General features: G+C 60.1%; 9 protein-coding genes and 1 tRNA gene. 4 read left to right on the top strand and 6 right to left on the bottom strand.

Translation table 11 applies throughout. From position 1 onward, the window contains the following. Positions 1-9: 9 nt before the first annotated feature. Both KJA79_RS08605 and KJA79_RS08600 read right to left on the bottom strand, forming a co-directional pair. Positions 10-2,772 carry a valine--tRNA ligase gene (locus tag KJA79_RS08605; protein WP_213041628.1) on the bottom strand — a complete coding sequence of 921 codons (2,763 nt, stop codon included), beginning with the start codon at positions 2,770-2,772 and terminating at the stop codon, positions 10-12. 386 nt (positions 2,773-3,158) lie between these two features. After that, positions 3,159-4,292, bottom strand: coding sequence for a response regulator (locus KJA79_RS08600; RefSeq protein ID WP_213041627.1), 1,134 nt, complete (start codon positions 4,290-4,292; stop codon positions 3,159-3,161). A gap of 208 nt (positions 4,293-4,500) precedes the next feature. Here KJA79_RS08600 and KJA79_RS08595 point away from each other — a divergent pair, with 208 nt between their 5' ends. Beyond that, positions 4,501-5,226 (top strand): HAD-IA family hydrolase, encoded by a 726-nt coding sequence (locus tag KJA79_RS08595; RefSeq protein ID WP_213041626.1) that lies wholly within the window; start codon positions 4,501-4,503, stop codon positions 5,224-5,226. Here KJA79_RS08595 and KJA79_RS08590 read toward each other — a convergent pair. Beyond that, positions 5,212-5,943, bottom strand: a complete 732-nt coding sequence (locus KJA79_RS08590; RefSeq protein ID WP_213041625.1) for an SIR2 family NAD-dependent protein deacylase — start codon at positions 5,941-5,943, stop codon at positions 5,212-5,214. The two genes, KJA79_RS08595 and KJA79_RS08590, sit on opposite strands and share 15 nt — an antisense overlap. 83 nt (positions 5,944-6,026) lie before the next feature. Between KJA79_RS08590 and KJA79_RS08585 the strand changes: the two genes are divergently transcribed. After that, positions 6,027-7,394, top strand: coding sequence for a 2-dehydropantoate 2-reductase (locus tag KJA79_RS08585; RefSeq protein WP_213041624.1), 1,368 nt, complete (start codon positions 6,027-6,029; stop codon positions 7,392-7,394). A 5-nt stretch (positions 7,395-7,399) separates the two neighbouring features. Here the strand turns inward: KJA79_RS08585 and KJA79_RS08580 are convergent, their stop codons facing one another. Continuing rightward, on the bottom strand, positions 7,400-8,737 hold the full coding sequence (locus KJA79_RS08580; RefSeq protein ID WP_213041623.1) for an MATE family efflux transporter: 1,338 nt from the start codon (positions 8,735-8,737) through the stop codon (positions 7,400-7,402). Between the two features lie 101 nt (positions 8,738-8,838). Between KJA79_RS08580 and KJA79_RS08575 the strand changes: the two genes are divergently transcribed. After that, positions 8,839-10,344 (top strand): DUF2779 domain-containing protein, encoded by a 1,506-nt coding sequence (locus KJA79_RS08575; protein WP_213041622.1) that lies wholly within the window; start codon positions 8,839-8,841, stop codon positions 10,342-10,344. Here the strand turns inward: KJA79_RS08575 and KJA79_RS22960 are convergent. Both KJA79_RS22960 and KJA79_RS08570 read right to left on the bottom strand, forming a co-directional pair. Beyond that, positions 10,341-10,475: a hypothetical protein gene (locus KJA79_RS22960; protein ID WP_281412670.1), complete on the bottom strand. Its 135-nt coding sequence runs from the start codon at positions 10,473-10,475 to the stop codon at positions 10,341-10,343. The two genes, KJA79_RS08575 and KJA79_RS22960, sit on opposite strands and share 4 nt — an antisense overlap. Positions 10,476-10,701: 226 nt before the next feature. Continuing rightward, positions 10,702-10,789, bottom strand: a tRNA-Ser gene (locus tag KJA79_RS08570). 280 nt (positions 10,790-11,069) lie between these two features. Here KJA79_RS08570 and KJA79_RS08565 point away from each other — a divergent pair. Further along, complete coding sequence (locus tag KJA79_RS08565) at positions 11,070-20,432, top strand: non-ribosomal peptide synthetase (RefSeq protein WP_213041621.1); 9,363 nt, start codon at positions 11,070-11,072, stop codon at positions 20,430-20,432. Positions 20,433-20,441 lie beyond the last annotated feature (9 nt).

The following is a 20,441-nucleotide window of genomic DNA, read 5'->3' as shown; positions in this document are numbered from 1 at the left end:
GTTTGGGGGCTAGGGGCGCTCAATACGTGTTCGTTCCAAAGTATATAGCTTGATCTGTTCCAACGCCTGTTGAAGGAGTTGAATCATCTGAGATTCGCGTTGAAGACGCTCGCGGTGTTCGGTCAGTACCTCAGGCGGTGCCTTCGCCACGAAATCGGGATTGCCCAGTTTTTGCTGCGTGCGATCGACTTCTTTTTGAAGCAGCTTAATTTGTTTCTGAACATTTTCTTCAGCCTTGCCAAGATCCGCATCTTCCATGGAGGTCCGCACTTGGATGGAGCCACTCGTCAAGATCAGAAGACCCCCTGGGTTGCTGACGTCGAACGTCTTGGCTATCCAAAGATTGTCTACGTTCTCCATGTATTCAATCAGGGCTTTGTGTTTCTCAAGAATGGACGCAATCGCTTCCGTTTTGCCATGCACCTTGAAATGGAGACGTTTGCCAGCGGGATACCCGAGAATCGCGCGCTCCTGGTTCATCAGGGCGCGGCATTCTTCCAGCAGGCTGAACTCCTGTTCGACTTCCTCTGACGCCCAATCCGCTCTGGTCGTCGGGAAGGGCTTGCGGACGATGCTGGTGCCTTCATGCGGGAGCGTTTGCCAGATTTCTTCGGTAATGAACGGCATGAAGGGATGCAGCAATCGCATCATCGTCTCGAAGGTCTCGGCCAGGGTTTGCCGCGTAGTCTTGGCCTGCTCGGAGTCCTGATCCTTGAGGGCAGGCTTCACCATCTCGATGTATTTATCGCAGTACTCGTGCCAGATGAATTGATAGATCGCACTGGAGGCACGGTCGAACCGATACTGCTCTAACTCATGCGTGACGGTACTAATCGCGGTATTCAGGCGACTTAGAATCCAACGGTCTGGAAACGATCGTTGTGCCGGCGGAACTTCGACGCGTTCGCCGTTGAGATGCATCAGGAGAAAGCGGGCCGCGTTCCAGATTTTGTTCGTAAAGTTGCGATAGCCTTCGATGCGTTCTTCGGCCAGTTTCACATCGCGCCCGGGGGAGGCCATGGCCGCCAGCGTGAAGCGCAGCGCGTCCGTACCGTATTGCTCCATCACATGCAGCGGGTCGATGACGTTGCCCTTCGACTTGCTCATCTTCTGGCCTTCGGCATCGCGAACCAGCGCGTGGATATACACGTCGCGGAACGGCACTTCGCCCATGAACTTCAGTCCCATCATGATCATGCGCGCAACCCAGAAGAAGAGAATATCGAGCCCGGTCACGAGAGTGGAGGTGGGATAAAAGGCTTTTAAATCGGGCGTCTGCTTGGGCCATCCGAGGGTAGAGAAGGGCCAGAGGGCGGAGGAAAACCAGGTGTCCAGCACATCGGGGTCTTGGACAAGCGCGTCGCGGTGGCCCAGCGGGCAGGCGTCCGGCTGCGTCTTCGCTACGATTGCGACCGCATCCGAAGGTATCAATGGCGCTCCATCGGAACTGCGTCGTAAGAAAGAGGTGCCGGAACAGGTTTCGCAGTACCAGGCAGGAATTTGATGCCCCCACCAAATCTGCCGCGAGACGCACCAGTCCTTGATGTCCCGCATCCAGCCCAGATAGTTGTTCTTCCAGGCCTCAGGGATGATCCTGACGCGACCGTCTTCGACAACCTGGATCGCCGGTTCGGCCAGCGGCTTGATCTTGACGAACCACTGATCCGACAAGAAGGGCTCGACCACCGTTTTGCAGCGATAACATTTGCCGAGCGCCAGCTTATGAGGCTCAGACTTTTCCAGGAACCCCTGGTCGGTGAGGAGTTGTTCGATCTTGGGGCGAGCTTTCGCGACAGGAAGATTCTCGACCGCCTCTGCGACGGCGGGATCGGCTAAGGAGCCGTCCAGTCGAAGGTGGGCATGGAGATCGAGGATCTTGATCCGTTTCAGCTCGTGTCGCTCACCGGCCTCGAAGTCGTTAAAGTCGTGGGCGGGCGTAATCTTCACGGCGCCGGTGCCGAATTCACGATCGACGAGGATCGAATCACCGACGATGGGAATCGTACGGCTTGTCAATGGTAACCGGACGCGCTTGCCGATCAGATAGCGATATCGATCGTCTTCCGGATGCACGGCCACCGCCGTATCACCGAGCATGGTCTCGGGGCGGGTGGTGGCGACGAGGAGATATTGTGTCGGGTCATCTGCCAACGGGTAGCGAATCGTATACAGCTTCCCGGTTGCGTCTTCGTGTTCGACTTCGATGTCTGACAAGGCCGTCAGGCAGCGCGGGCACCAATTGATCAACCGTTCACCGCGATACAGGAGTCCATCCTGATGGAGGCGAACGAAGACCTCGCGGACCGCTTCGGACAGACCGGGATCCATGGTGAACCGTTCCCGCTCCCAATCGCAGGAGGCTCCGAGCTTTTTGAGCTGGCCGATGATCGTCCCGCCGGATTTTTCCTTCCAACTCCAGACTCGTTTCAGAAATGCTTCGCGTCCGAGTGCTTCCCGCGACGTGCCCTCGGCCTGCAGTTGCCGCTCCACGACATTTTGCGTCGCAATGCCGGCATGGTCGGTCCCGGGCATCCACAGCACATTCCGACCTTGCATGCGGCGCCAGCGGATCAGGATGTCTTGCAGGGTGTTGTTCAGGGCGTGGCCCACATGCAGAGATCCCGTGACATTCGGCGGAGGGATCACCATGGAGTAGGGTTGTCCGGCATGGGTCGGGTCGGCGTGAAACAGGCCGGCGTCGATCCAGCGATGGTACCAGCGGTTTTCGACGTCGTGGGGACTGTAGGTTTTATCGAGTTGTGGCGTGGACATGGGCTAGGCAGGATGCTGGATCGTGAGCATCCTGCACAGAAACATTTTCATGGTATCGAGTGAATTAGGCGCGCATGCTGCAGCGCGGGCGCATCTTACCATGTGCCGCCGGGGTGCTCAAGGTAACGATCGCGCGTCAATTGCGGTGCAACAGGTTGTAGCGGAGTGAAGCCCTGTGATATACATCCGGCGGTTCATTCGATGTCGAGTGGGCTCGCCGGCCAGCAAGCCGGTTTACCGTTGAAGGAGAAACTATGCCGAGGGGACGTGAGAAGGATCGGAAGGTTCGGAAGAAGCACCGCAAGAACGTGGCGCGCGTGAAGGCGCTCGCCAAGACCCGCCGTGCAGCGGCCAAAAAGGTGAAGCGAGGGTAACGCCGCGAGGCGTTAGTCGGGTGAGCTCAATCGTGTGATCTCGGCCCGGATCTGGGTTTCCGCCACGCTTGGAACGATCCGTTGCACAGCCTGCAAGATCGGATCTTTCGCCATTTCCCGCACAATCTCGTCGGCTGCTTGTCGTACATAGGTCGCAGCCGAGTGCTCGACTTCTTTTTTTACTAACTCCGTGATCAGGTCACGATGGCTCTGCATGGCTTGCGGCAGGTGTTTCTGGATGCCGCGGTCCGTGAGCTCGCCGAGTCGTTTGTCCGCCGCTTGCTCCACGAGTGCAGGCGTCTGGTCTGTGACATGCTGGCGGATCGTCGCCTCCACACCAGCCAGCTGTGCCTCGCTCTGACGTTTCAATTCCTCTTGGATGAGCGTGCGCAGACTCGTCTGCACGCGTTCCGTCGTGAGCGCTTCCGCGACCTGTTTGCTCACTTCAGCCTGTACGGCCTTGCCGAGGGCAGCCCCTAATTGTCCTGCGACCTCCTTGGCGACGGCGGCGGGCATGAGCTCGGTGATGGTGCGATCGGTTTGCACGGTCGCCGATTGGAGGAGATGTTCGACCAGACCCCGCATCAACTCTTCGCCAGTGGGTTTAGTCGAGGGCATTGCTGAGGGCATAGTGACCTGTTCCTTCTCCCTCGCAGGGCGAGGGGGCTCATCGGCGGCGGCGTCTTGCGGCAATGCCTGCGCTTCCTCGTCGTCGGTTCCTGTGAAAACCGGGGGCCAGGTTCGCGCTTTGGCCGGTTTCGGGTTGGGGCGTTCCCCGGTGCCGGTCAGGATGGTTTTGATCATGTCGAGGAGTTGTTCGCGTTGAAGCGGTTTCTTGAGGAACGCGCGGACGCCGAGCGAGCGTAGTTTATTTTCATCCAGCCGGTCTGCGGCGTCCACCATCGAGATGATCAACGTTTCGGCCAGATTCTCCTGCCGCCCGATTTCTTTGCAGAAGCCTGAGAAGGTGATGTTCTCAAGATGATAGTCGGCAATGATCAGTGCGGGGCTTTGTGAGCGGGCGGCTTCGAGCGCCGCAGGCCCATCGTGGAATCCCAAGACCCTATGGCCATCCGTGGTGGAAAGTTGCTCCACCATGCGATGCACGGCCGGGCTGCTGTCGATGACGAAAACGGTGGATCCCATCAATCATACCCCGCTGTACCCATTGAGGCGACGCTAACAAAGGGTCTGAGAACTGTCAAAGAAAACGCCGAATCTCACTGCGTGTGACAAGGCAGGTGTGAGCCTCGGTGCGGACAGCGCTGGCGGAGATTTTGCGCATCCTGATACAATCCGACCACCTTGCCGGGTGATGGCGTAGAAAGCCGAAGATGAGGAGTGAATCCGTACGATGAGTCAGAGCCGCATCCAAGTCGTGTTTTTCGACGCTGCCGATACCCTCTTTCACATTCAAGGATCCGTGGCGGAGATTTATCTCCAGCATGCGGAGCGCCACGGTTTTCGCAAAACGCCGGATTCGTTAGCGGCAATCAAAGCGGCGTTTGCCCGCTCGTTCCGAGATGCGCCGCCGCCGGTGTTTGCCGCGACGGAACCGGGGGCGATCAAGCAATCGGAGCGCCTGTGGTGGTTCGATATCGTCCACAATGTGTTTTACCGCGTCGGCATGTTTGAGAAGTTTGATGAGTTTTTTGAAGATGTGTTTGCACGGTTCGCACAAGCGGAGTCCTGGAAGCTCTTTCCGGAGACGCTGGATGTGCTGAAGACGCTCAAAGATCAGGGCTATGAGCTGGGGATCATTTCCAATTTCGACTCGCGGTTGTTTGCCGTACTGCGAGGGCTCGGGATCGCGGACTTCTTCGATACAATTACGATTTCCAGCTTGGCCCATGCCGCCAAACCGTCCGCCCGGATTTTTGAGCAGGCGCTGGACAAACATGCGGTGGATCCGGAAGACGCGTTGCATGTGGGCGACAGCGAACGAGATGATGTGAAGGGCGCGGTTGCTGTGGGGCTGACGGGTGTGCTGCTCGCCAGAGGCATGCCGCCCGGGGCATCGAGCGGAACGACCATCGCGACCCTCAACGAAATCCTGCCGCTTTTGTCACGTCTCCAGTAACAACGGTACTAGGTCGCGTGCGCGTCCTTGCAGGCTGGCGTCAACCAGGCTCGAGTGCGGCGTTGAGTCGAGATTGATTTCCACGATATACGCGCCGGCCTGCTTGGCGATGGCGCCGAATCCCGCCGCCGGATAGACCAGTCCGGATGTGCCGATGATCAGGCAGACATCGCTGCTCTGCAGTGCAGCGGCACTCTTCTCCAGATCTTCTTCTGCGAGTGATTCCCCGAACCAGACAATGTGCGGCCGAAGCAGTCCGCTGCAGGACTGGCAGAGGGGCAGCATGGCGATCGGGACGTCCCGGTTTTCCACGATGAGGCGGCAGGCGGTGCAGCGGACCTTCCAGATGTTGCCGTGGATTTCTGAGAGTTGTCGGGATCCGGCGTCGCGGTGCAGCCCGTCGACGTTCTGGGTGATGAGCCAGAACTGCTCGAACCGCTGTTCCATCGAGGCGACCGCTTCGTGGGCCGGATTGGGCCGTTTGGTGGCGATGAGTTCCCGGCGCCAGTTGTACCATTCCCAGACTAGCCTCGGATCACGCGCGAAGGCTTCCGGGGTGGCAAGCTCTTCGGCGCGGTATTGCTTCCACAGCCCGTCGGCGCCGCGAAACGTCGGGACGCCGCTGTCGGCGGAGATCCCCGCTCCGGTCAGGACGGTGACAGACCTCGCAGTGGAGAGTTTGTGCCGAACAAGGCCGAGGGTGGATCCGGCTCCCATGAAGGTTGGTTGCCCTCACTGTTTCAGGTGCGCGGCTGCATGCTATAGTACGCGTCTTTTGAACGCAACGAGTGAGGCATCTCATGAAGCAGATCATGGTGGTCGGGGCTGGTTCCGTCGGGGGGTTCTTTGGGGCGCATCTCGCCAAGAACAATCCCGATGTGTCATTTCTTCTCAGGCCTCGCACGTTGGAGGCAGTGAAACAGAATGGGTTGACGATTAAGAGCGCCAAGGGAAATTTCACCGTCCATCCGCCGGCCGCTTCCGATCCCCGGGAGCTTGCGACACCTGATCTCATCATCCTGGCCGTGAAGGCCTATGACCTCGACGAGGTCATGACGCAGTTGGAACCGGTGCTGACGGATCGCACGGTGATTCTCACGCTACAGAACGGCATCGATACAGAAGATCGCATCATATCCCGCCTTCACCGTGACTGTGTGGTCGGCGGGGTGGCCTTCATCTATTCCAAGATCGTCGAACCAGGCGTCATTGAACATTACAAGCGCGGTGGGGTGGCCATCGGCGAACTGATGGGGCACAAGAGCGACCGGGTCTCCCAGATCGCTGAGGTGTTCAAGCAGGCGGGGATATCCTGCCAGCTGAGCGAGGATATCCGGAAGAGCAAATGGGAGAAGATGTGCTGGAATTGTGTCTTCAATCCGCTCACGGTCGTGATCGATGACAAGGTCGCGAAGGCGCTCGATCATCCGGAGATGGCCGGCGTCATCCGCCAAATTGTCGGCGAAGTGGCGGCGGTGTCCGCGGCGGTGAAGGTTCCCTTGGCGCCCGACATGGCCGAGAAGGTCGTGAAGTGGACGCAGGAGCTGCGCGACATTCATACGTCGATGTACGACGATTGGAAGGCCAAACGCCCGACGGAGATCGACTATCTGAACGGCTACATCGTGCGGGTCGGACGTGAGTTGGGCATTCCCACACCGGTGAATGAAGCGCTGACGGCGATGGTCAAGACGATCACTGAAAAAGAACTGTCGGGGCCTGGCATTGTGCGCATCGACGGCGCGGTCGTTCAGCCGGTCTCATTAACCAGGACAGCGCTGGGGCAGTTGCCGCGCGAGCAACGGGTAGAGGATATCAGCGAACTGATGCCGTCCATGCGGGGGCGCGCGATCCGTGTGAAGGGCTTGCTGGAGATCCCGGCGCTCGCGGTCGACGCCGACCATGTGACGTTTCACTCCATCGACGGCAAGTATGCCGCCACCCTCACGCTGCAACAGGCGCAGGATTTCGGGCTGTTGCTGTATGAGCTTGACGGGCAGCCTCTTCCCGACGGCAAGGGCGGGCCCTATCGCTTGGTGACGCCGGGCCTGGGCGATCTCTGCGCGAATGTGAAGGCCGTCGGACGTATCGAGGTTCGAGCCGGCTCGGGCAAGGACACGCGGCCGGCCGTTCGCCCGCCGGAATGTGCGGTCGACGGGAAGAGCTGAGTGCTTCAGGTGGGGGATGAACGGAGCACCTGGATGCTTCTCCACCGCTCCGAACGGTGCCGCCAGAGCATCAAGGCCATGCGCAGCGTCCAGTCTGCGATCATTGCCAGCCACACGTAGAACACTCCAAGACTCAGCCAGTAGCCTGCCACGATGGCCAGGGGAATCCGCATGCCCCACATGCCGATCATCGTCGCGATCATGACGAACCGGGTATCACCCGCCCCGCGCAGGGAGCCGGCCACCACCATGGTGAGCGCGAGCGGAATCTGCAGCAGAGCCACGATTTTCAAAAACAGCGTGCCCAACTCAACGACGGCCTCATCACTGGTGAAGGCGCGGAGCAACGCATAGGGGAACAAGAAAAAAACCAGCCCCATGGCTGACATCAGGTAGGCGGCCAGTCGGTTCGCTTCCCAGGTTTCGAGCTTCGCCCGGGTGTATTTGCCAGCGCCGATGCTCTGTCCTACCATCGTGGCTGCCGCGATCGCGAAGCCGTACCCTGGAAGAAACGACAGGGACTCAATCGACAAGCCGACCTGGTGGGCCGCGTACGCGACGGTCCCGTACATCAACACGATCTTGGTGTACAGCAAAATGCCGGCCTGCTGGACGACACGCTCGCCCGAGACCGGTGCCCCCACGTGCCAAATCGTGCGAATCAAATCGAAGCGGAATCGATGCGCGCGGCGGAGCATGGGCCGGCAGCGTGTGAGGAGGTACAGACAGCCGGTCGCCTCCGCGACGCCGACCGCGATGGCGGCGCCATTGATGCCCAAGGCCGGAAACCCCCAGTGACCGTAGATGAGAGGAATCGCGATGGCAATGTGGAGCAGATTCACTACGATCATGGCATACATCGGCGTTTTGGTGTCACCCGTGCCCTGCAAGATCGAGGAGAGGACCTGCAGCAGGATCGTAAACGGAATGAGCAGGAAGATCAGGTTCGAGTAGGGAAGCGCAAGGCGGATCACGTCTGCTTGTGCTCCCAGCAATCCCATCGCGCGCCGATTCACCAGAAGCCCGAACGTCAAGAGGCCGAGGGAGATGAGGATGGACAGTCCGAGGAAATGGCGCGCGGCCTGGCCTGCGTCGTCGTACCGGCGGGCGCCCCATAATTGCGCCATGACGACATTGGAACCGACCGAGAGACCGGACACCAGAGTCGTGGCGATAAAGGCCAACAATTGGCCGAGGCCGACGGCCGCAATCGGGACAGCGCCCAATCCTCCTACGAGGAAGACGGCAACGATGCCTTCAGCCCGTTGGAGCAGGCTGCTGACGGTGACGGGAAGGGCTAACGTGAGGACCGAGCGTCTGATCTGTGCGATGCCGGTTGCCATGCGGCGTCATCCTAACAGAACCGAGTCCGCTTCGTGGAGCAGGTTGTTGGCCGGACGGGACTGGACAACTCCCACTGCCCTTCGGTAGCCTGCAGAAGCCTATGTTGATCTCACCAGAGCCTGCCGCGCGCTCCTCCTATCGGTTGTCCAAATCACGGTATTTGTCGGGGCTGCAATGTCATAAGCGTCTCTATCTGGAGGTGCATGCCCCAGGGTTGGCCACCAAACCGGATGCCGCCACGCAGGCGATTCTGGATATGGGCACCGATCTCGGCGAACTGGCACGTCGACGATTTCCCGGCGGGCGGCTTGTCTCGGCAGGATATCGCCAGTCTCAAGAGGCCCTGGCGGAGACGACCGAACTGCTGCACGACTCAACAATACCGGCAATATTCGAAGGCGCCTTTCAGTTCAACCAGGTTCTGGTCCGTGTCGATGTCCTGGAACGTGTCGGGGTGAAAGACCTGGGGCAACCGACCTGGCGCCTCGTAGAGGTGAAGTCCTCGAGCAAGGTGAAGGCGACCCATGTGGATGATCTGGCGATCCAAAGTTACGTGCTTAAGGGGATCGGGCTGGCGCTTGCGGAGATCTGCCTGATGCACGTCAATACGCAGTATGTGTTTGACGGTCGCCATCTGGATCTCGACCAACTGTTTACCCTGCGTTCGCTGACCGACATGGTGTGGCCACGGCTGCCGGAAGTTGCGACGCGGCTCGGGGCGATGCAGGCGATGTTGGAAGAGTTGTCGGCGCCTGCCATCGGTCCGGATGAGCACTGCCACAGTCCCTATGAATGCCCGTTCTGGGATCATTGCACGCGGGAGAAGCCGGCGCGCTGGATTTACCACCTGCCTGGGAGCAGTAAGACGGTCGTCCACCTCCGTGAGTTAGGGGTCGAGACGATCGACGAGATTCCTGATTCTGTCTCGCTCACGGCGGTGCAACGGCGGGTGAAGGAGAATCGGGAATGGGTGGGGGAAGGCCTGCGGTCGGCGCTGGAGACGATCGTGTATCCGGTCCACCATCTGGATTTTGAGACCTTCATGCCGGCGGTACCGAAATTCGTGGATACGAGACCCTACCAGGTGATTCCCACTCAATGGTCCAATCACATTGAGCAGCCTGACGGCTCGCTGGCGCATGCCGAGTTCCTCTGCCGGGACGAACGGGATCCGCGCGAAGAACTGGCGGTGACATTGCTCGAATCGTTGGGACGGGAGGGCAGCATCTGCGTCTACTCGAGTTACGAACGGTCGGTGATCGAGCGACTGGCGGAGGATTTCCCCTCGCTGCGCAAAGACCTGAAACGGGTGGTGGCCCGATTGTGGGATCTCCATGTGATCATCCGGGATCACTATTATCATCCGGCTTTTGAGGGCAGCTATTCGATCAAAACTGTTTTGCCGGCCGTTGTGCCGTCCCTGAGTTATGACGACTTGGTAATTCGGGATGGGGGTGTCGCGGCTTGCGAATACAGCCGCATGATTTTTACCGTGTCCGATTGGATCGAGAAGGCACAGATTCAGGAGGCACTCCTGCGGTACTGTGAGCGTGACACCCTGGCGATGGTCGAGTTACGGAAGGAATTGAGAAAAAGAGCCGGTTAATGCTTGCCCCGCGTGCGAAGCCATTTCACCATCTGCACGCAGGCTGATCCCAGTTTTTCATCCGCCATCAGCGCGATCCCACCCAAGGCCAACAGCGTCATGACCAGCGCGGCTTCTGTTTGTTCAAACATGCGGCCCTCCTGTGTGGACCAGAGACTACCCTGGAACCGAAGAGGCGAATAGACCACCAGAGGTGGGGGACGCACGTAACCTTTCAGCATGTCGCCGCACCGCGATGTGAACGACATCGAAGCCTATAGGATTTCAGCAGATCACGAAGTAGGAGGGGGTGGCGCTTGCGGGAAGGGGTTGGTGAAGACCGACGCAACCTGAACAGGTTTTGCGGCCGGCCCTGCGTGGCGGAGAGGGTGGGATTCGAACCCACGGTCCCTTTCAGGACAACGGTTTTCGAGACCGTCCGATTCGGCCGCTCTCGCACCTCTCCGCGCAAGGTCAGGCAAAGACGTGCAGCTTACCGTGGACGGCTCCGAGATTCAAATGAAATCATGTGCTTGGAGATGATTTTCTTCCGCCATGAGGGAACTCCTATGAGTGGGGAAAAGGTGATTCCGTTTTGTAATCCATTCATTCCACCGTAGACTCACCTCGTACCGTGAGAACGGCTGGGGACAGTGGTGTGGCCGGATTTTTTGTGGTTACATCAAGACGGGTCTGCGACCTGAATTTTCCCCACGCCTCTCGGTCCCACTGGGGTTGAGCGTTTTGTGGTCAGACATCCACCGGTAAGCAATCCACCTGGCGACACGTTGTGCGATGTGCTCCGTTGGCGGGCAGAACATCAGCCCGACCAGACGGCCTACATGTTTCTCCGCGACGGCGGCGGCAGCGGGGTTGGTCTCACCTATCGGGACCTTGACATCCGGGCTCGCGCGATCGCCGGATACCTGCAATCCCGAATGGGTCAGGGAGAGCGGCTGCTCCTGGTCTATCCCCCAGGCCTTGAGTTTGTGCAGTCCTTCTGGGGAGCTCTCTATGCGGGTCTGATTGCCGTGCCGGTGCCGCCTCCGGATGCGTTTCGCGTGAAGTCCGGCGCGTCGCGCGTGCAGGGCATCATCCAAGACGCAGGCGCCGTCGGCGCATTCACCACCAGCACGATCCTAAAGACGCTGCAGTCGCAGAATCAGCTGCCCTCGTTGGGGCAGTGGCTGTCGATTGAGGACACGGCCTTGGCGCCTGCTTCCGATTGGCGTCCGACGCGTCCGTCCGCTTCTGAGGTCGCGTACCTGCAATACACGTCCGGCTCGACCGCCGTCCCTAAAGGCGTGATGGTCAGCCATCAAAATATGACGGCCCAGAGTCGTTGCATTACAGAGGCGGGCTGTTACGACGCGGGATCTGTGACACTGTCCTGGATGCCGCATTTTCACGACTATGGGCTGGTCAAGGGGATCATCCAGCCGGCCTGGATCGGGCGCCCCGCCTACCTCATGTCACCGCTGACCTTCCTCAAGCGCCCGGTTCGCTGGCTTGAGGCCATCCAGCATTATGGCGTCACCCATAGCGGCGCACCAAATTTTGCCTATCGTCGTTGCGTCGACGCCATCGCACCAGAAGATCGTGCCAAATTGGATCTTTCCGGATGGCAGGTGGCAAGTTGCGGCGCCGAGCCCATTGCGCCGGACACGATCGAGCGATTTCTGGAAGCCTTCGGACCGGCGGGATTTCGGCGTGAAGCATTCTATCCTGCCTACGGCATGGCGGAGTATACGCTCCTCATTTCTCTGAAGCGGCAAGGTGTGTCACCCACGATTCAGTCGCTCGATGCGGCCGCGCTTGAGCAGGGGGTTGTGGCAGGGCCCATGTCGGAGGCCGGGCCGGTTCGGCAGGTGGTCGGGTGCGGGCTTCCGGTCGGGGACACCAGGGTGGTCATTGCGCACCCCGAAACCCTGTCCCGTAGTGCGCCGCAACAGGTCGGAGAAATCTGGCTGGCCGGTGCCAGCACGACTCAAGGGTATTGGAACAATCCGGAGGAGACGGCGCGGACCTTCGGCGCGACGCTGCGGGATACGGGCGAGGGGCCGTTCCTGCGCACCGGCGACCTCGGGTTCGTCAAGGACGGCGAAGTGTTTGTCACGGGGCGTTTGAAAGACCTGCTCATCGTTCGAGGCAGAAATCATTACCCCCAGGACATCGAGCGCACGGTGGAGTCGTGCCATGCCAGCTTCCGGGTAGGGGGAACAGCGGCCGTCTCCGTCGAGGATGCCGGTGAAGAAGCTGTCGTGGTCGTACAGGAACTCGAACGGCAGGCCGTATCTCCGCCTATTGAGGAACTGGCTTCTGCGATCCGCCTCGCCCTGTCGGAACAGCATGAGCTGCATGTGTCTGCCGTCGTGTTCATCAAAGCGGGCAGCCTTCCCAAAACTTCCAGTGGAAAAGTACAACGGCGAACCTGTCGCGAGCAGTACCTGGCGGATCGATTGGCGGTGATCGGCCAGAGTCGGGTGCCGCTTCCGCCTGTCGCCCCCTTGGCGAGGACCAGCGAACCAGCCGACCTGCGCAGGCTCACGCCGGACGCACGCCGCCAAGAGATCGTGTGTGAGGTGCAGAGGATCATTGCTGCTCGACTAGGGAGGAGCGAAGAAGCGATTCACGCGGATCAGCCGATCCATCGTTTAGGTCTCGACTCTTTGATGGCAGCCGACGTGCTGCATCGCGTCGAGGAGTCGTTCCATGTGGCGCTTTCCCTATCCGCCCTCCTGGGAGGCGGGACGATCAATGACCTTGCCACGACGATTGAGAGGGAATGGGGTGCGGGGGAATCACCCAGGACGGCGGTCTCCTCGATGGGCGCTGATGCAGTTACCCCGGGACCGTTGTCCGAAAATCAGGCCGCCTTATGGTTCTTGAGTCGTCTCGCGCCTGGCAGTGCCGCAGCCAACGTCTCCGTGTTGCTGCATGTGCCGGTTACCGTCGATCCGACCACCCTACGGCAGGCGCTGGACCGGCTGGCTGCCCGGCATGCGATGCTTCGCACGACGTTTGAGATGGAGGCGGATGTCCCAGTCCAACGTGTTCATGACCAGCTCCCGCCGGGCTGGATGCTGGTTGAGAGGGCGACCTGGGACTGGATCCGCTTGCGGCAGGAGGCGATGACCGCGGCGGCGATACCGTTTGATCTTGAACAGGGACCGTTGTGGAATGCCCGCTTCTTTCAGGGGGCCACACAGCATTGGTTGTTGCTCGTCGCCCACCATATCGTGGTTGACGGGTGGTCGATGCTCCAACTCGTCGAGGAACTTAAGCATGACTGTGCGTCGGCAGGGCAACCTGCACGTGAAAGGAGTGAAGCGGTCACCGGGGCTCCCGTACCCTACCGGCAGTTTGTCGAATGGCATCGTGCCTTGTTGGCCGGCGACGAAGGCAGACGCCTGTCACAATTTTGGAAGACGCAATTGAGCGGTGAACTGCCGAGCTACGACATGTTGTATGACCGGCCGGAGCAGACGCTTGAGCCTGGTCACTATGCCTGGCACGCGTTTCATCTCGAAAGACCACTCGTCGAGCGTCTCAAAGCATTGGCCCATGAAGAAGGAACGACGCTGTACGTCCTCTGCCTGGCCGCCCTTCAAGTCCTGCTGTACCGATACACGGATCACGAAGACACGATGGTGGTCACGCCTGTATTCGGTCGCAGCCGGGCTCGATTCGCCCGGACCATCGGGGATTTCGTCAACATGCTGGTCCTGCGCGATAGTGTGCGGTCTGACTGTACCGGACGTGAGTTGCTGACACGAACGAAACAGCGTTTTCTCGACGCCCTCGCGCACCAAGACTATCCCTATGGACGAGTCGTGTCGGATGTGCGCCCGACTCATCAGGGGCATCGTGCTCCGTTGGCGCAAGTGCTGTTCGTACTGCAACCGTTCACCCTCCTGGCCGAACTCGACGGACGGCAACATGTCCTGCCGCGTGCTGCTTCCGACGTCCGACAGCCTGCGTGGGCCTCCTATGTCATTCCCCAACAGAGCGGCCAGTTCGATCTCTGTGTCGAAGTGGGGGAGTCGGAACAGGGCATGAGCGGGTATTTCGAATACAAAGACGCCCTGTTCTCGCCGGACCGGATCGCACGCATGCAGGAGCATTTTGTTCGCCTGCTGGAAGCCATGGTGGGCGATCCAGGTCGGACGATCGGTTCGCTGCCACTCATGTCCGAGGCCGAACGACGCCAGACGCTATTGGCCTGGGGGCAGTCATCCGGTGGCATAGAGCCGGTCGAATGTCTCCACCGTCTGATCGAACGACAGTCGCAACGCACACCCGATGCCATCGCCCTGGAACAAGACGGGGAGCGGGTGACCTATCGAGAGCTGGAGTCGCGTGCGAACCGCCTGGCCCATTACTTGCGCCGCCGGGGTGTCGAGCCGGGGATTGTCGTTGGGCTCTGTCTCGAACGTTCGATCAATCTGATCGTGGGCATGTTGGGAATTCTGAAATCGGGCGGGGCCTATCTGCCGTTGGATGCGGATTATCCCACAGAGCGACTGGAATACATGCTGCGCGACAGCGAAGTTCGCGTGCTGGTCACGCAACAGGACCAACTCGCTCGTTTGCCTGCGACGAATCCCCATACCGTTTGTCTCGACTCCGAATGGGCGCAGATTGCGCGGTTTCCTGACACCCCGATTCAGGGCACTGATGCCATCGAGAATGTGGCCTATGTGATCTACACGTCCGGGTCCACCGGGCATCCGAAGGGCGTGATGGTTGAGCATCGGTCGATCGTCAATTATGTCCAGGGCATCACCGGCGTTGTCGGTCTCATGCCTCACGATCGAGTATTGCAATTCGCATCGATGAGCTTTGACACCGCCGCAGAGGAGATTTTTCCCTGCCTGGCCATCGGAGCGACGCTGGTGCTGCGCACCGCGATGATGGTGGATTCGGTGTCGGGATTTCTGGCGCGATGCCGCGAGTGGAACCTGACGGTGCTTGACCTGCCGACGGCCTACTGGCACGAAGTCGTGGCGCGTATGGAACTGGAGCAGTTGCCCTTCCCTGAATCGGTGAAGACCGTGATCATCGGCGGTGAACGGGTGCTTCCGCAAATCGTGCAGCGGTGGAGCCAACAGGTCGGGACAGGTGTTCGCTTGATCAATACCTACGGGCCGACCGAAACCACCGTGGCCGCCACCTGGGCGGACCTGACCGATGCGAATACGAACGGCGAGGTCACCGGTGATCTCCCGATCGGGCGCCCTTTTCCACATGCCTCCGTCTATGTGTTGGATCGTCAGCAGCAGCCGGTGCCGGTGGGGGTGCCGGGAGAGTTGTATATCGGCGGCTTGGGGGTGGCGAGGGGGTATCGAGGTCGCCCTGATCTGACCGCGGTCAAATTTGATTCCGACCCCTTCTCCAGTCGTCCCGGAGCTCGTCTCTATCGGACCGGAGATCTGGTGCGATGGCGGGCGGACGGGCAGCTGGAGTTTCGCGGTCGTGTCGATCGCCAGGTCAAGATTCGTGGATTCAGGGTGGAGATGGAGGAGATCGAAGCGGTGCTGAATCGCCATCCCGATCTGGAGCGGGCTGTTGTGGAGGTGCGGGAGGATCAGCCCGGTGACAAGCGGATCGTGGCGTTCATAGTTCCGCGCCCGACCAATCGTTTAGGGCTGGGGCAGTTGCGGGAACAACTTCGCACACAATTGCCCGCCCACATGATTCCCTCAATGTTCATTGAGCTGGAGGCGCTCCCGCTGACCGTCAACGGAAAGGTCGATCGGCGCGCATTGCTGGTGGCCGCGGATAGTCGGGCCAGCAAAGTTGATTTGACCTCTACGTATCTCGCCCCGCGAACTCCCCTTGAGCAGGTGTTGGCCGACATCTGGGGGGAAATTCTGCAACTCAAAGATGTCGGCGTGCACGACAACTTTTTCGAGTTGGGTGGACATTCCCTGCTGGCGACCCAGCTGGTGTCACGGGTGCAGGCGCTGTTCCGGATCACGGTGCCCCTGCGTCAGGTCTTCGAGCGCCCAACCATCGCCACCCTGGCCGAGGTGGTGAAGGACTCGCAGCAGGGCCAGTCGGCGATACGGGACATGAAGGGGTACGAGATTACGAAAGCCAGTCGTGGCGTGCCACTTCGGCTGTCGTTCGCGCAGGAACGGATGTGGTTTCTCTACCAACTCTCGCCGGAAGCTTCGGCCTACAACATTCCCGCCAGCGTGCGTCTCCATGGTCCGCTGAACAAGGCCGCGCTGCGATGGGCGGTCGGCGAGTTGGTTCGACGCCACGAATCGCTTCGGACCACCTTCGCACAGGTCGACGGACAACCGCGCCAGATTATCCATGATTCGTTGCAGCCGCTCTGGGCGGAGGAGGATGTGCGGCGGTTACCGGCGGACATGCGTGAGCCGCGAGCATTAGAGGTCGCGACCGCGGAAGCACGCCGGTCATTTGATTTGCAATGCGGTCCTCTCCTGCGCATTCTGCTCATTCAGGTCGGCGATGAAGACCATGTGCTGGTCGTCAGCACGCATCACATCATCTCCGATCAATGGTCCTACGGCGTGATCGCCCGTGAATTGGTGAATAGCTACAACGCCTTTTGCGGGAGGAAGCCGTTTGCGACGCCTTCTGACCTTGCCATTCAGTATGCCGATTTCGCCCAGTGGCAACGGGGTTGGCTCACGGGATCAGTCTTGGTCGAGCAGCTCGCACATTGGAAATCCAAGCTGACCGACCTCCCGGTCATGGCCTTGCCGGCCGATCGACCGCGGCCACCCGTGCATTCGTTCAAAGGCGATCACGTCTCGATCGACCTATCATGGTCCTTAGTGAACCGATTGAAGCAGTTGAGTGTGCGCGAGGGCGTGACTCTGTACATGGTGTTCCTGGCCGGCTTCTTCAGCCTGTTGCATCGGTTGACGCAGCAACGGGATCTCGTCATCGGGACGCCCATCGCCAATCGCAACCGGTTGGAAATCGAAGATCTCATTGGCACATTTGTGAATACGCTGGTGTTGCGCACCGAAGTGACGGGCGAGTTGACCTTCCGCGAATTGCTCAGGCAGGTGCGCGATTTAACCTTGGACGCGTACGCGCACCAGGATGTGCCGTTCGAGAAGCTCGTGGAGGAATTGCGGCCGGACCGCAGTCAGGGCGGGCTTCCGTTGGTGCAGGTGCTGTTCAATTTTGCGAACACGCCGTTTGCCCGGACAGAATTCCAGCACCTGTCCTGGACGCCTTACGAAGTCAGCCGTGGCGCGGCTCAGCTGGATGTGGGGCTTTCCATCGACCCACTTGCGTCGCGCAAAGCCTATCTGGAATTTAATACGGACCTGTTCGACCGGAGTTCGGCTGAGCGGTGGCTCTCGCAATACCGACAATTCATGGAAGTCGTCGCCGATCATCCGGACGCTACGCTGGGACGGGTCTCCATGCTGACGACAGAGGAACAGCATCGGATGCTGCGTGAGTGGAACGCGACCGACAGACCCTTCGACCAAACCGTCTGTTTTCCTCAACTCTTTGAATCGCAGGTTGCACGAACGCCCGACGCCATCGTGCTGGTCTTCGAGGGAGTCGAATGGTCCTACGCGGAACTCAATCGACGGGCAAATCAGTTGGCGCATCACTTGCGGGATTGTGGGGTGGGGCCGGACGTCGTCGTGCCGGTGTTGTTGGAGCGGTCACCCGAGCTGTTGATCACGCTGCTGGCCGTCATGAAAGCCGGTGGGGCGTATTTGCCCCTGGTTCCTGGGTTGCCCGCCCGGAGACTGGCCGCCATGATCGAAACCAGTCATGCGGCGGTGTTGGTGACGGATTCCACGCTGGTCGCCGGACTGCCGCAGCATCAGTTGCCCGTCCTCTGCCTGGATCGGGAAACGGAGACGATCGGGCGTTGCGGAGAAGGAAACCCCTGTCCGGTGGCCGGCCCGGAGCATCTGGTCTATGTGCTCTTTACGTCGGGGTCGACAGGACACCCCAAAGGTGTGGAGATCGAGCATCGCGCCCTCGTGAACTTTTTGCGCTCCATGCAGCAGGAACCGGGAGTGAACGCTCGCGACGTGGTGATGGCACTGACGCCGCTCTCCTTCGACATTGCCGGTCTGGAATTGTACCTTCCGCTCCTCGCGGGCGCGCGGATTATTCTCGCAACCCGGCAGCAGGCCATGGATGGGGCTTGGCTTCAGCGTGAGTTGGACCAGGGTACGGTCACCGTCATGCAGGCGACGCCTGCCACCTGGCGAATGGTGCTGCAGTTCGGTTGGAAGGGGGGGCGAGGAGTCAAAGTGTTATGCGGAGGAGAGGCACTTCCTCGGGAACTGGCGCAGGAACTGCTCGCCAGGGCCGGGTCGGTGTGGAACGTGTATGGACCCACAGAGACGACCATCTGGTCCACGCTCGAACGGGTCCGCACGGCCGATCGGATGATCGCCCTCGGGAAACCAATCGCGAATACACAGGTCTATGTCCTGGACGCCAATCGGGAACCCGTGCCGGTCGGTACACCGGGCGAGCTCTATATCGGCGGCATGGGGTTGGCGCGTGGATACAGGGGCGCGCCGCAGCTCACGGCGGAGCGGTTTGTGGCGAACCCGTTCCGCGCGGGCGAGCGACTCTATCGCACAGGCGATCAGGTAAAGTGGGTGCCGGATGGACGATTGGAGTATATCGGCCGCATCGATTATCAGGTGAAATTGCGCGGGTTCCGGATCGAACTCGGCGAAATCGAATCGGTGTTGGCGGATGATCCGACCGTCAAACAGGCCGTCGTCATTGTGCGCGAGGATGTCCCGGGCGATAAACGATTGGTCGCCTATGTGCTGCCGCGAGAGGGCTCGTCGTGTGATCCGCAGGCCCTTCGCAAGGCGGTGCGGGACGTGGTCCCCGATTACATGGTGCCCGCGGCGATTGTGCCGATGACGAATTTCCCGCTGACGCCGAACGGAAAGGTGGATCGGCGTGCCTTGCCCGCGCCGACCATCGAAGCGGAGCATGAGGGGCCTCAGGCGATCGAACCCCGGAATCGTCTCGAACTACAATTGGTCGCGATTTGGGAGCAGGTCTTGGGCATCACGCCCATCGGCGTGCGCGATAACTTTTTTGCCCTCGGCGGGTATTCTCTGCTCGCGCTCCGAATGTTCAGCGCCATTGAGCATACGTTCGGCAAGCGTCTGCCGATGGCGGTGTTGTTCCAGGCTCCGACGATCGAACAGTTGGCCGACGTGCTGGCCGATGAAGGCTGCACCGTACGCTGGCGATCCCTGGTGGCGATTCAGCCGGAAGGACACAAGACGCCGTTTTTTGCGGTGCCGGGGGTCGGGGGCAATGTGCTGGTGTTCGCTCGCCTTGCCAAGTTGCTGGGAGAGGATCAACCCTTTTATGGTCTACAGGCGCGTGGTCTGGACGGGAAGGAAAAGCCGTTCATGCGGGTTGAGGACATGGCGGCCCATTACATCGCGGAGATTCGGACAGTGCAGCCGCGAGGGCCGTACCTGATAGGTGGTACCTGCACCGGGGGCCTGTCGGCCTATGAAATCGCCCAGCAGCTGACCGCCCAGGGAGAAACCGTCATTCTGGCTGTGATGGAGTCGTGGCATCCGCGCTCCTACGTGAGACATTGGAGTCGTCCGCCCTATCTCCTCTGGCCACTGCTCTTCGTGTGGATGAAAGTCGCGACCTACCTGCGGCTCATGCGGCAGCTACCCGTCAGTGAATGGGCGACATTCTGGAAGGGAAAATTACATCGCGTATGGAATATGATGCATCACACGGAGTCTGCCGAACATCAAGACGAATTTCTCTACAAGGACCAGGTGACGTACGCAACCTTCCATGCCGTGGCCCGATATGAGCTGAAACCGTTCCGAGGGCAGGTGTTGAACGTCATTGCATCCAAGCATCCGCTCACGAACTCCAGCGACGACACGCGCTTGGTCTTCGGTGAGTGGGCCATGGGTACCAGCCGGACCATCTACCTGCCGGCTGAGGACTCCGGTCGGTTGTTTGTCGCTCCGCAGGTGCAGGAGTTAGCGCAGCATCTCACCGCGTTCTGGAAAGAGGCCGGCGTCGAGATGCGTGAACATCCGGACGGGCAGGGAGATGGACCGGCCTCGAAAGCCGCCTAGGTGATGGCG

The sequence above is a fragment of the Nitrospira defluvii genome (assembly GCF_905220995.1).
Taxonomy (GTDB): domain Bacteria; phylum Nitrospirota; class Nitrospiria; order Nitrospirales; family Nitrospiraceae; genus Nitrospira_A; species Nitrospira_A defluvii_C.
This window is presented reverse-complemented; position numbering and strand designations above follow the sequence as displayed.